This is a genomic window from Shewanella sp. MF05913, from assembly GCF_059758095.1.
On sequence record NZ_JCAYNT010000029.1, the window covers coordinates 31125 to 45730 of the forward strand.

5 protein-coding genes are annotated in these 14606 nt (G+C 44.9%); 4 read left to right on the forward strand and 1 reads right to left on the reverse strand.

Annotation, left to right across the window (positions count from 1 at the left end):
• Positions 1–1410: 1410 nt before the first annotated feature.
• The gene (gene mnmC1, locus AC19MV_RS21570) at positions 1411–3528 is read right to left on the reverse strand and encodes an FAD-dependent 5-carboxymethylaminomethyl-2-thiouridine(34) oxidoreductase MnmC1 (RefSeq protein WP_498309904.1); all 2118 of its coding nucleotides are present in this window, start codon (positions 3526–3528) and stop codon (positions 1411–1413) included.
• A 132-nt stretch (positions 3529–3660) separates the two neighbouring features.
• Between mnmC1 and fabB the strand changes: the two genes are divergently transcribed.
• The 4 genes from fabB to AC19MV_RS21590 all read left to right on the forward strand — a co-directional run bounded on the left by fabB (position 3661) and on the right by AC19MV_RS21590 (position 12803).
• The gene (fabB, locus tag AC19MV_RS21575; protein ID WP_498309907.1) at positions 3661–4875 is read left to right on the forward strand and encodes a beta-ketoacyl-ACP synthase I; all 1215 of its coding nucleotides are present in this window, start codon (positions 3661–3663) and stop codon (positions 4873–4875) included.
• A 970-nt stretch (positions 4876–5845) separates the two neighbouring features.
• Positions 5846–6982: a 4-phosphoerythronate dehydrogenase PdxB gene (gene pdxB, locus AC19MV_RS21580; protein ID WP_498309905.1), complete on the forward strand. Its 1137-nt coding sequence runs from the start codon at positions 5846–5848 to the stop codon at positions 6980–6982.
• A gap of 192 nt (positions 6983–7174) precedes the next feature.
• Positions 7175–8191 carry an aspartate-semialdehyde dehydrogenase gene (locus AC19MV_RS21585; protein WP_432401259.1) on the forward strand — a complete coding sequence of 339 codons (1017 nt, stop codon included), beginning with the start codon at positions 7175–7177 and terminating at the stop codon, positions 8189–8191.
• 286 nt (positions 8192–8477) lie between these two features.
• Positions 8478–12803, forward strand: a complete 4326-nt coding sequence (locus AC19MV_RS21590; protein WP_498309906.1) for a FimV/HubP family polar landmark protein — start codon at positions 8478–8480, stop codon at positions 12801–12803.
• The last annotated feature ends 1803 nt before the right edge of the window (positions 12804–14606 follow it).

Sequence of the window (14606 nt, forward strand, 5' to 3'; positions counted from 1 at the left end):
TTGTACATTTATTGTTGTTTTTCTCAGTCAGAGGCTCATAAATTTGAAATCACGAGCTTTGATTTTGTCTTTATCGTCATTCCTACTCAATATTTCTTAGGTTCGAGGCCCTAGATTTGGTCCCACCTGCACTGAATATGAATGAGCAAATGAGGTAGCTTGGCCTCACCCGCCCGTCACCCTTGAGATCAGTTATCAGTGAAACAGGTGTTTCTTAGATTTAAGGTTCTAGGTTCTAGGAGCTCGTAATCTCGCCTGAGAGTTCTAGGTTCTGGTTCATCAGCACGTCATCCCTGAGATCTTTTATCAGGGATCCAGGTGTTGCTTGTGACCTTATGTCACAGAGTAAGATCTAACACCTGGGTTCCGGCTCAACAACATTGCCGGAACGACGGGGTAGTGGACGTCATGTTAATACGAATGAGCAATTACGGAGTAGTGAACGTCGTCTGAATATGAATGAGTAAATGATGTAGCTTGGCCTCAACCCGCGCGTCATCCCTGAGATCTGTTATCAGGGATCCAGGTGTTTCTTTTGACTTTGTGTAAGTGCGTAAAAGCTAACACCTGGATTCCGGCTCAAAAGCATTGCCGGAACGACGGGGTAGTGAGCGTCATCTGAATACGAATGAGAAATTACGGATTAGTTGGCGTCATTTGAATATGAATGAGTAAATGATGTAGCTTGGCCTCAACCCGCACGTCATCCCTGAGTGCTTGTATCAGGGATCCAGGTGTTGCTTGTGACCTTACGTAACAGAGTAAAAGCCAACACCTGGATTCAGGCTAAAAAGCATTGCCGGAACGACGGGGTAGTGAGCGTCATGTGAGTACGAATGAGAAATTACAGATTAGTGGGCGTCTCGTGAATACAAATGAGTAAATGATGTAGCTTGGCCTCAACCCGCTCGTCATCCCTGAGATCTGTTATCAGGGATCCAGGTGTTGCTTGTGACCTTACGTAACAGAGTAAGAGCCAACACCTGGATTCCGGCTTAAAAGCATTGCCGGAACGACGTAATAGTGGGCGTCATCTGAGTACGAACAAGCAAATGACGGAGTCGTTGACGGTGTTTGATGTTGCTCTATGCCGTCATCCTCGAGAGCCTTTATTGAGGACCCAGGTGTTTCTTAGATTCTAGAAGGACGAAGTCCGCTCTCTGGCGAGTTTGCGAGTTCCTAGAACCTAGGGCCTAGGACCTAAAACACTAAAAGCCAACACCTGGATTCCGGCTTAACAGCATTGCCGGAATGACGGACTGTACACCTGCGTTTCGGCTGAACAGCATTGCCGGAACGACGTACGAAAAACCGTAAGCGCAGCGTTCTGTATACCGTTATCTAGTCACTAGAAGGACGTAGTCCGCTCTCAGGCGAGCTTGCGAGTTCCTAGAATCTCTGTCCTAAAACTCACATCAATGCTTTGCCTTTAAGCAATTTTCGCAGCCACATTCTATTGGGGCTGAGCAATGCTTGTAATTCCAGGTTGAGTGGTGACAGTTCGCCGCAGAGATTTGCGGCGAGGCATTCTGCTACCAGTGGGCCTGAGCTTAGGCCGCGTGAGCCTAGGCCGCCTAAAACATATAAGCCGTCATAAATAGGTGCTGGTGTGGTTTGCCAGTAACGTTGCCATTGGCTTGGTTTGTCTTTTGATTGCTGCTGCAGAGCATATAGTTTAAATAACTCTTCAACATCAGTTGCGCATCCCATTACTGGGAAGTGGTCGCGACTGACCATCCTTACGCCGACTCTGGCATTATTGTTTGAAACATCAATATCGTTAGGCCAGTTTGAATTGGGGAAGCTTTGCTTCATCTTCAAGCTATTTTCGTGCTGTTCTTGTGGGCAAAATGTTAAGTGTTTAGGGTCTTTAACATAACTGGCGCCGACACAGTGTAATTGATGATGTTGCGGGGTTAAGTATCCATTGGCACAAATGACGGTAGAGAGTTGTGCCAATTCTCCTTTTGCGGGCACATGGCTCACCTGGCCTCTAAATCCGCTGATTTGAAGCTGTTTGGTTTGTGGGTAATCGGTAAGTTGTGCACCAGAAGCGACGACTAATTGTTGATGTGTGGCGATGGGTAATTCGGCGTCATCGGTAAACAGTTGCCAACCTTGCGGGCCCGTTGCAATCTTCTTTATATGTCTATTATAGACAACCGTTACGTTAGCTAATGTTTGCGCTTTGGCGATTGCTGCTTGTGCAAATTCAAACGGGCACGCCCAACCGCCAAGTGGATAATAAAAGCCTGATTTGTCGATATCGAGATTGGCAAGCTTGCTCGCGTGTTTGCTATCGACCGCGAACGCGATTTCGGCTGGCCAGTCTTGACCGTTGATGATTTTGGTTAATCTGGCTTCACTGCGTTCATCAAAACCTGTGTGTAATACACCGCACCATTGATGGCCAATAGTAAATCCGTCACTCACTAACGACTCAATTTGGCGGCGACTGAATAAAAACGCTTGTTGGAAAAACTGACTTAATGGCCCATTCTCGGGTGTGAGTAATGGGTAAATCGCGCCTTGCTTATTTCCCGATGCGCCTTGACCCAATTCGTCGTCTTTACAGTAAATAATACTGTTTTTACCGCGCTGTGCGAGTGACAAAGCAAGGCTGGCGGCGGCTATACCACCGCCGATGATGGCAATAGGGTGGTTGTCGTTAAAGTGCTTGGGTGTTGGGTTATAGGCAAATTGTTGATTAAGTTGGTGGCTTAATGCCTGGCGCTCTGCAATGGCGATGTCATCAATCGAGTTTTGTGCTATTTGCGCATGAGCTGAACGAGTATTAAATCCACATTGGCTGAGTTGTTTGCTTATCGCTTGTATCGCTGTGTCTGTGAGTGGCGTTTTTGGCGCAACATTTTCCGCAACATAAAAACTCGCATCATCATGACTTAGGCGACCACATTGCCATAAAACGGCTGAGTTGAAATAGTGATCCTTAAGGTAAGTTTGACTCGTATCGGGTAGCGCAAACCAATGCTGAATTTTTTGTGACTCTGGCGTTGCAATGGTTTTTAATTGCTTGAGTGGGTCGCCATAATATACATCGACAGTAAGGCGTGTATGATTAAGTGTGAAACGCTGGCAACCATTAATCGCTGCAAGTTGTGTATTTAGCAGTGCCTGAGCATGAACCGCTAATGGATTGCCTGGGCTGAGTAACCCTTGCTGTGACCATATTTGTTCAAGCTGCTGACGATTGATAGGTTGTTGTGCAAATACAATAAGATGCACTCGATTTGTGGTATTGTTTTGCTGGTACTGATTTTTATGCTCGATTGCAGCTTGTAGCAAGAGGATTTCATGGCCATCGGCAAAGCCAAATTGTCCGAGGGTGAGTAAATGAGTGTGTTTATTTGCACTGTGTTGAGCGTCACTGGTTTGCAATACTGTATCGATATACTGCTGTACAGATTGATAATATTGATTATCAGCGTCGCTATTATTACCCAACAATGGGCTTTTATGCTGAGGTTGTTGGGTGTCAGATGCAGATAAAAAAGTGCTTTTACTCAAAATATTTTACTCAGGCCACATAACTTGGCATTATTTTACCTGCGTTTATGGAAAGCTGACCACTTAATTGCTTCAAAGCAGCTATGATTGCCGCAATTAAGTACCGACATGTACCAAATGGATAGCAAAAAAATGAAAAGAGTCGTGATCACCGGAATGGGTGTTGTTTCAAGTATCGGTAATAACAAGCAAGAAGTGACCGAGTCACTTAAAGCAGGTCGTAGCGGTATTACCCACTCTGCACAGTTTGAAGAAATGCAACTACGCAGCACAGTTTGGGGTGATATTAAAATGAACCCTGCTGACCATATTGATCGTAAAGCATTGCGCTTTATGGGCGATGCAGCTGCTTATGCTTATATTGCCATGCAAGAAGCGATTGCTGATGCTAATTTGACTGAAGAACAATATTCTAATTTCCGTGTTGGCTTAGTTGCCGGTACGGGTGGTGCATCGTCTAAAAACCAGGTTCAAGCAGCTGATACGTTACGTGAAAAAGGCGTTAAACGTGTTGGGCCGTATATAGTGCCACGTATTATGGCCAGTACTGCGAGTGCTTGTTTGGCTACACCATTCAAAATTAAAGGCGTGAACTATTCAATTAGTTCAGCTTGTGCAACATCAGCACATTGTATTGGCCACGCTGTTGAACTTATCCAAATGGGTAAGCAAGATATGGTTTTTGCTGGCGGTGCTGAAGAAGTTGATTGGACGTTAACCATGGGCTTTGATGCAATGGGTGCGTTGTCGACTAAGTACAATGACACACCAGAAAAAGCGTCTCGTACCTATGATGCAGACCGTGATGGTTTTGTTATTTCGGGTGGCGGCGGAATCGTTGTTGTCGAAGAATTAGAGCATGCACTTGCACGTGGTGCGAAAATTTATGCAGAAATCATAGGTTACGGTGCGACATCTGATGGTTACGACATGGTTGCTCCGTCTGGCGAAGGTGCTGTACGTTGTATGCAAATGGCACTTGCCGATGTTGATGCGCCAATTGATTATATTAACACTCATGGTACCTCAACGCCTGTGGGTGACATGCGTGAGCTTGAAGCATTACGTGAAGTGTTTGGCGACAACATGCCTGCTATTGCGTCTACCAAGTCATTAACCGGTCACGCCTTAGGTGCAGCTGGTGTTCATGAAGCGATTTATAGCATGATCATGATGGAAGACAGCTTTATTGCCCCAAGCATTAACATCGATAACCTTGATGAAAAAGCCGCCGGCATGCCAGTGGTACAAGAAATGCGTAAGGCAGAGTTAAACACCATCATGAGCAACAGCTTCGGTTTTGGTGGCACTAACGCAACATTAGTGATGCGTAAGTACAAAGCATAATATGCACTAGCAGCCTCGCCTGCTAAGCATTTAAGAAAGCCAGCATTGGAAACAACGCTGGCTTTTTTGTTTTTGGTTTTGGTTTTGGTTTTGTTTTTGTTTACGTCGTTCCTTTAATATCCACTACTATGTCATTTACTCATTCGTCTCCAGTTGACGTCTACTACGACGTCTACTACGACGTCGTTCCGGCAACGATTTTAAGCCGGAATCCAGGTGTTGGTTTTACGCTTCTACACAAGGTCAACAGAAACACCTGCCTGATACAAGCACTCATGGATGACGAGCGGGTTGTGCATTCAAATAGCGGCCACTACTACGTCATTTGCTCATTCGTATTCAGATGATGTCCACTACTACGTCGTTCCGGCAACGCTGTTTAGCGGGAATCCAGGTGTTGCTTTTACGCTTCTACACAAGGTCAACAGCAACACCTGGATCCCTGATAAGAGATCTCAGGGATGACGAACGGGTGAGGCCAAGCTTTACCTAGAACCTAGAAGGACGACGTCCGCACTTGGCGAGCTTGCGAGCTCCTAGAACCTTAAATCTAAGAAACACCTGGATCTCTGATACAAGCACTCAGGGATGGCGGGCGAAAAAATGACGGGCTAAGAGGGTAAAGCATTGGTTTTTCCTACGTCGTTCCGGCAATGCTGTTTAGCCGGAATCCAGGTGTTGCTTTTACGCTTCTACACAAGGTCAACAGCAACACCAGGATCCCTGATACAATACTCAGGGATGACGTGCGGGTGAGGCCAAGCTTTACCTAGAACCTAGAAGGACGAAGTCCGCGCTTGGCGAGCTTGCGAGCTCCTAGAACCTCGTTCCTAATACCTAATCCCTCTAGCCTTTAAGCGAAGCGTTCAAGCCTGACGTTTTTTCTCGTCCAATTTATGGCTTTGGTATAAGATGTTGGCCATAAAAATGCGATGTGAAGTCGTTAAATTCGCTGACAATAAGATACCCGATGAAAATAATTGCTGATGAAAACATGCCTTATGTCGATGCCTTGTTTGGCGACTTAGGTGAGATTGAATATGTTAATGGCCGCACATTAACGCCTGAGCAAGTTCGTGATGCTGATGTGTTGTTAGTGCGCTCGGTGACTAAAGTGAATGCGGCATTACTCACAAATGCTCACAAGCTTAAGTTTGTCGGTAGTGCGACGATTGGTACCGATCATGTGGCGGTAGATTATCTTGCTCAGCGCGGTATTCCATTTACCAACGCACCGGGCTGTAATGCCACTGCTGTGGGTGAGTACGCGTTCATTGCCATGTTAGAACTTGCGCAACGCTTTGGTGAATCTTTACAAGGTAAAGTTGTGGGGATTGTTGGTGCGGGCAATACCGGTACTGCGGCGGCTAAGTGCTTGCAAGCGTATGGACTTAAAGTGTTGCTTTGCGATCCTGTAAAAGCTGAGCAAGGCGATAGCCGAGAATTTGTCTCGCTTGATACGCTAATTTCCCAGTCAGACATCATTAGCCTTCATGTACCTATCACTAAAGACGGCGAGCATAAAACCTGGTACTTATTTGATGAAGCACGCTTAAACCAATTAAAACCCAATACCTGGTTACTTAACTGTTGTCGCGGTGAAGTCATTGATAATCGTGCATTGATTAAGTTTAAACAACAACGCGACGATGTAAAACTGGTATTAGATGTGTGGGAAGATGAGCCAAATCCAATGCCTGAGTTAGTGGCGTTAGCGGAATTTGCTACACCGCACATTGCTGGCTACAGTTTAGAAGGAAAGGCGCGCGGCACCTTTATGTTGTATCAAAAACTATGCGCTGTGCTGGGCATTGAAGCGACTAAATCGTTAACCAGTTTGTTGCCGACTTTTCAGTTTAACCAAATAGCCATTCAAACAGCGTTGAGTGAAGCACAGTTATTGTCTTTGTCGCGTTTGGTGTATGACTTACGTGACGATGACCGAAAATTTCGTGGTTGTTTTAACACCCCATCTGGCTTTGATTTAATGCGTAAACAACATACTTATCGTCGTGAATACAGTGCGATTTCATTAATTCAAATGCAATTAGCTGAGCAACGTGGCGCTATTAATCAAACTATGCTGACTGCGTTAGGCTTTAATTGATTTAGCCAAGACTAATTTTATGAGTGAATACGCCTGTAAATAGCCATTTAAGGCTTAAAAGTAACGATATTTACCCAGTTGAGAAAAAATCACTACAAAGCAGGTCTTTTTAATACATTAACCCTAGCAAAGCATCACTAAACTAGGGTAGATTGATTGTTCAAACTGGATAATAGGAGTCGAGCGTTAATTATGTCTCAGGAATTTAATGTAGTCGTTTTAGGTGCATCGGGCGCAGTGGGTCAAACTATGATTGAGATCCTCGAGCAGCGTAATTTTCCGGTTGCTAAGTTGTTTCCATTAGCGAGCAGTCGCAGTGCTGGCGAAACGGTCAGTTTTCACGGTAAACAAGTTGAAATTCTTGACGTAGAAACGTTTGATTGGAGCCAGGCTCAAATTGGTTTCTTTTCAGCTGGTGGCGATGTGTCTGCTAAATGGGCGCCAATTGCGGGTGAAGCGGGTTGTGTTGTTATCGATAACACTTCACATTTTCGTTACGACATCGATGTGCCTTTAGTGATCCCAGAAGTGAATCCAGAAGCCATTGCTGATTTCCGTAATCGCAATATTATTGCTAACCCAAATTGTTCAACGATTCAGATGTTGGTCGCACTCAAACCCATTTATGATGCGTTTGGCATTTCACGTATTAACGTGGCAACGTATCAGTCTGTGTCTGGCACGGGTAAAAAAGCCATTGAAGAATTAGCGGGTCAATGCGCTAAGTTACTTCAAGGTTTGCCTATTGAACCGACTGTTTATCCAAAACAAATTGCGTTTAACGTATTACCGCAAATCGATATGTTTATGGAAAATGGCTACACCAAAGAAGAAATGAAAATGGTGTGGGAAACGCAGAAGATTTTTGGTGACGACGAAATCGTGGTTAATCCAACAGCCGTTCGCGTACCTGTTTTTTATGGCCACTCTGAAGCAATCCATATTGAAACACGCCAACCTGTTGATGCAGAAGATGTTAAAGCAGTTTTACGTGATGCTCCAGGTGTTGAATTATTTGAAAGCGATGACGAGTACCCAACAGCGGTTACTGAAGCTGCCGGCAATGATCCTGTGTACGTAGGGCGTATCCGTAAAGATATTTCTCATTCTCATGGTATAAATTTATGGGTTACTGCCGATAACATTCGTAAGGGTGCGGCATTAAACAGTGTTCAAATCGCTGAAATTTTGATTAGAGATTACTATTAATTGAGCGTTGCTCAATGCTAATCTATTAATCATTAAGTGATTTAGTTTAAAAAGCCTGCAGCTAGCAGGCTTTTTTCGTTTTACTTGCGCCAGTAGTAGCAGGGGTGGCGGATCTAGTTTATAGTCGTAAACGTATCATTTTTAACATCTATACTGCTTTTTTAAGTGCAAAAGTTAGCGCCAAACCGATGTGATTTGATATAGTAAACACCATAATTAATGATAAAAATTGCCTACAGCCTGTTGCCATGATGGTAACTCAATAGCGCTTAAAGGGAAGGATTGGATGACTTTGCGTACTTCTTATATTTTGGGTTTAATTGCCTGTACGACCGTTGGCTTAACCAGTTTACAGCTTATTGATTCTGCTCAGGCAGAAACACTAAAAATAACCGGCCCTAATGGCGAGGTTAAACAGCAAGCTAAACGTCAATACGGTCCTACTACCTCTAGAGACACTTTCTGGAGTATTGCCCAAAAAGTTCGTCCTAATGACCGTGTGAGTGTTTATCAGGTCATGGCAGCATTGTTTGACGCCAACCCACATGCCTTTAGTGGTAATAATTACAATACCTTAGAACGTGGGATGATTTTATTAATCCCGTCTGCCGATGTTATGGCCGCCATTCCTGATAATGTCGCTCGCCGCCGTGCAGAGCAAGATGATCGCCGCGTGACTCGCCAAACCCCACCGCCTAGAGTTGTGACACCTAAACCCGTTGTGACCAAGCCGCCAGCAATTATTGAAGTGGTTAAAAAGCCTAATGCTGATAAACCGCTGCAAATAGTACAACAAACACCTACCGTTGAAGCACCAACTCAAGCAATAAAGCCAGCCAATGCCACTGAAGTAAACGATCTAAATTCGGTACTTGATAAAGCCAATGCCAAAGCGCTAATGCTGACCGATGAGCTTGCACGCGCTCAAGACGATTTGATGATCAGTAACAATGACAATCAAGTGCTGAAGAATAAAATCGGCCAGATGTCGTTAAATATTTCATCGCTTGAAGAAGATTTACAACTGTTAAACGAAAAACACGACAAACTCACCATAGAATACGAAAAGCTATTGCAGCAAGTGGGTAATGTTGAACCTGTGGTTGAAGAGCCAGCAGACTTTTGGCGCAGCTTAATGGACAACACATTAATGCTGATAGTGGCTGCATCTGTGCCTTTGTTATTGTTATTTGGCTTATTATTTTGGTTATTGACTCGCCGTAAAAATAATAAACAAGCTACTGCAGAAGACACGCCACAAACCGAAACCGTTGCTAAGCAATCTAGTGCTCCAGTGGTCGATGAAGACGATAATGCTGACGAGATGGTTATTCACCTCGACTCAGATGACGATGAATCAATTGATGATTTATTAGATTTAGACAGCGTTGATTTACAACCTGAAGTGTCACTGGACAATGATGGCGAAATGGACATGGCATCAGACATGTTTATTGGTGAAGATGATGAAGCAGAAGATGACGAAGGCTCATCTCTTGATGATCTTTGGGCTGAGGCGATGGAAGATCAAGATTCTGAACTTGAACCTCTTGAAGATGATGACGATCTCGACAGTTTATTAGCGGGCTTAGATGCAGCACCTGCTGCAACGATTACCTCTCCTGCACCGGAAGATGATTTAGACAGTTTACTCGCCGACTTTGATAGCGACAGCACAGATAATGATCTACTTGATGCCTCCGCTGAAAATGATATCGATTCGCTGTTGGCTGAATTTGATATGCCAGCAGAACCTAAGTCTGAAATTACTGAGCCAGAAGCCGTCGAACCTGAAACTCAAGAGTCGATATCAAACGACGATGATATCGATTCGTTGTTGGCTGAATTTGATATGCCAGCAGAGCCTAAGCCTGAAATTGCTGAGCCTGAAATCGTCGAACCTGAAGCTCAAGAAACGGTATCAAACGACGATGATATTGATTCGCTACTCGCTGAATTTGATATGCCAGCAGAGCCTAAGTCTGAAATCACTGAGCCTGAAACCGTCGAACCTGAAGCAAAAGCTCAAGAAAGTGTATCAAATGACGATGACATTGATTCGCTACTCGCTGAATTTGATATGCCAGCAGAGCCTAAGTCTGAAACAGTTGAGCCTGAAGAAAGCGTATCAAGCGACGATGATATCGATTCGCTATTAGCTGAATTTGATATGCCTGCAGAGCCTAAGTCTGAAATTACTGAGCCTGAAACCGTCGAACCTGAAGAAAGCGTATCAAATGACGATGACATTGATTCGCTATTAGCTGAATTTGATATGCCAGCAGAGCCTAAGTCAGAAATCGCTGAGCCTGAAGCCGTCGAATCTGAAGAAAGCGTCTCAAACGACGATGATATTGATTCTCTACTCGCTGAATTTGATATACCAGCAGAAACAGAATCTGACAGCACTGAGTCAGAAGCGTTAGATGCGGTAGCGTCGGTTGATGATATTGCTGAAAACGATGAAACTTTAACATCGGATGCCGATGAATTATTAGCTGAGCTTGAGCTAGAAAATAACGATGATCAGCCGTCAAGCGATGAAGACATTGATGCGTTATTAGCCGGTTTAGCCGTTACGGCAACTAATGATAGCGATGAAGATGCCCCTATATCGCCGCTAAATAGCGAAACTGTTAATGCTGACGATGATTTGGCTGCATTAATCGCCGCAGAGCTTCAAGATGAACAGGGTGATGAAGACACGCAACAAGCTGAGTCTGACGAGGATATTGATGCATTATTGGCGAGTTTAAATGAGCCTGTTATTGAATCCACTGTTGCGGATATTAACCCTGAAGCAGATGATTCTGCTTTGTCTGAAGAGCAAGATTTAGCCGCGCAAATAGCAGCAGAGCTTGAAGATGATTCAGAAGACGGTTCAAATAACCACAGCAATGACGTTGAGACTGATGACGACATTGATGCGCTTTTGGCCAGCTTAAATGAGCCGGTTGTTGAACATACCGATAAGTTAACGAGCCTCGATTCTGAGACCGATACTGATACTGATACTGAGACCGATTCTGACAATGATACAGACAGCGACGAAGATGACGTTGCAGCGCAATTAGCCGCAGAACTAGAAGATGATGAAAGTAACACCGCCGCAAACCTGATGAACAGCAGCGACGATGATATTGACGCTTTGTTAGCGAGCTTTAATGAGCCAGAAATGGCATCACCGCTCGAGCCGCTTAGTGAAGAAGAGTCCGTTTTTGATGCTAACAGCCTTGAGAATGCTCAAGGTGTTGCACCTGAACCAGAGCTTGAAGAACCAGATCTAGAACTAGAAGAGGCTGAACTAGAAGAGACTGAGCTAGAGTTAGAAGAGCCAGAACGAGAAGAAACTGATGAAGCGTTAGACCGTTCATTAGAGAGCACGCCGCCGCTTGACGATGATACTGATGCGTTGCTCGCCAGTTTTGAGCAAGACATTGAAGATGAATATGCCACGCCAGTAAATGACCCTGATGTGCAACTTGATGCCGAAGACTCTGCCGATATTGACGACGAAGATTTGTTTAATGAGCTTGATGAATACTTAAATGATCTCGATTTAAACAGAGCAGAAAACACAATCGATGACAGCACAGACAACGGCACTGACAACAGTAAGCCTGCCGCGTTAGTTGACGATAGCGACAAGGCGTTTTTTGATGCAGAGCTTGATGCGTTATTGGCGCAGAGTGACGACGATGACAGTCGCGAAGAGACCATCGATGCTATTGAACGTAATGTTGAAACTGAGCTTGGGTCTGACCTTGAAAGCAACAATGACGATGACGGATTAACGTTTACCCTCGATGACGATTCAGACAACTCTGATGATGAAAACGATGACACATCAGAAGATGAATTGAATGCGCCTCTCGCAACAATGGGCGATGATGATGTATCTATCGATGCACTCAGCACAAACGATGATGTAAAAAATGCCAGTGACCAGCTTAAAGAAGAACACACTCAAGGCGCAGCAAAAGCAAACAAAGACTCTGGCTTTTTTAATGATTTAAAAGCCAATAAGCCAAAGCCTGCCATGCTCGATTGGGAAAGCGACTTGCTTAAAGCGGCAGAAACCGCTGTGGATGAGCAAGAAGCTGAACCGAATGTGAGTGATGATGACTTACTGGCTGCATTTTCACAGTCATTAAACGATGACGACGGTGACGATTACACCTCAGAAGATGAATATATTCTGAGCGACGATAATTTAACGGTTGATGAGGCATTGGCTGCACTTGATGAAAAAGAGCGCAGTAGAACACCTCAGTTTAGTGTCAGTGATGATGACCTAATGAGTTTTGAGCGCGAGAATGGTTATATCGATATCGATAAACTATTAAACGATGCTGACGAAGACGACGATAAAACCGATCAATACAAAGACGTTGATGTTGATATGGGCGAAGTTAACTCGTTAATTGGTAATGCCGATATGATTGATGTTGATGATGAAGAAAACTCGGTTAATGCAAAATTAGACCTAGCCCGGGCTTATATCGAAATTGAAGATCAAGACAGCGCCAAAGCATTGTTGAAAGAAGTCCAAATAGACGGCAACGATCGCCAACAAGCAGAAGCGGCAAACTTACTTAAAGGTTTTCGTTAGCCATTAACGTGTTGAGGTTCAATTGATTAAACGGCGCAGTTATCTGCGCCGTTTTTTTTATTTAAAATAAGTGCTTATGTCATCCTCTAGTGCTTGTATCGGGGATCCAGTGTTTCTCCACCCGCCCGTCATCCCTGAGTGCTTGTATCAGGGATCCAGGTGTTTCTTAGATTTAAGATTCTAGGAGCTCGCAAGCTCGCCAAGCGCGGACTTCGTCCTTCTAGGTAAAGCTTGGCGCCACCCGTACGTCATCCCTGAGTGCTCGTATCAGGGATCCAGGTGTTTCTTAGATTTAAGGTTCCAGGAGCTCGCAAGCTCGTCAAGCGCTCTAGGTTCTAGGTTAAGCTTGGCCCCACTCGCCCGTCATCCCTGAGTGCTTGTATCAGGGATCCAGGTGTTTCTTAGATTTAAGGTTCTAGGAGCTCGCAAGCTCGCCAAGCGCGGACTTCGTCCTTCTAGGTTCTAGGTAAGCTTGGCCCCACTCGTACGTCATCCCTGAGCGCTCGTATCAGGGATCCAGGTGTTGCTTTTGACCTTGTGTAAGTGCGTAAAAGCTAACACCTGGATTCCGGCTCAACAGCATTGCCGGAACGACGGAGTAGGTGGTGTTTCTTTTGGCCTTTAGCCGTCATCTTTTTATTCGTCATCCCTGAGATCTTGTATCAGGGATCCAGGTGTTTCTTTTGACTTTACCGCTTGTGTAAGTGCGTAAAAGCTAATACCTGGATTCCGGCTCAACAGCATTGCCGGAACGACGTAGCTGGCGTCATTTCGTATTCAAATGAGCAAACGACGGAGTGGTGGGCGTCAACTGAATAAGAATGAGCAAACGATATAATAGTGGCTGTTCTGGCTGCTCCACTCGTACGTCATCCCTGAGTGCTCGTATCAGGGATCCAGGTGTTTCTTTTGACTTTCATCTTGGATATTTAAAACCAACACCTGGATTCCGGCTCAACAGCGTTGCCGGAATGCTCGTATCAGGGATCCAGGTGTTTCTTAGATTTAAGGTTCCAGGAGCTCGCAAGCTCGTCAAGCGCTCTAGGTTCTAGGTTAAGCTTGGCCCCACTCGCCCGTCATCCCTGAGTGCTTGTATCAGGGATCCAGGTGTTTCTTAGATTTAAGGTTCTAGGAGCTCGCAAGCTCGCCAAGCGCGGACTTCGTCCTTCTAGGTTCTAGGTAAGCTTGGCCCCACTCGTACGTCATCCCTGAGCGCTCGTATCAGGGATCCAGGTGTTGCTTTTGACCTTGTGTAAGTGCGTAAAAGCTAACACCTGGATTCCGGCTCAACAGCATTGCCGGAACGACGGAGTAGGTGGTGTTTCTTTTGGCCTTTAGCCGTCATCTTTTTATTCGTCATCCCTGAGATCTTGTATCAGGGATCCAGGTGTTTCTTTTGACTTTACCGCTTGTGTAAGTGCGTAAAAGCTAATACCTGGATTCCGGCTCAACAGCATTGCCGGAACGACGTAGCTGGCGTCATTTCGTATTCAAATGAGCAAACGACGGAGTGGTGGGCGTCAACTGAATAAGAATGAGCAAACGATATAATAGTGGCTGTTCTGGCTGCTCCACTCGTACGTCATCCCTGAGTGCTCGTATCAGGGATCCAGGTGTTTCTTTTGACTTTCATCTTGGATATTTAAAACCAACACCTGGATTCCGGCTCAACAGCGTTGCCGGAATAATGAGATGGACCCACCCTTCTAATCGGCTTCATAGTGAGCCATGATAAGTTTGTACACTTTATCAACAAAGGGCGGGTCCGAATATGAAGATTACAACAATTGGTTTAGATATATC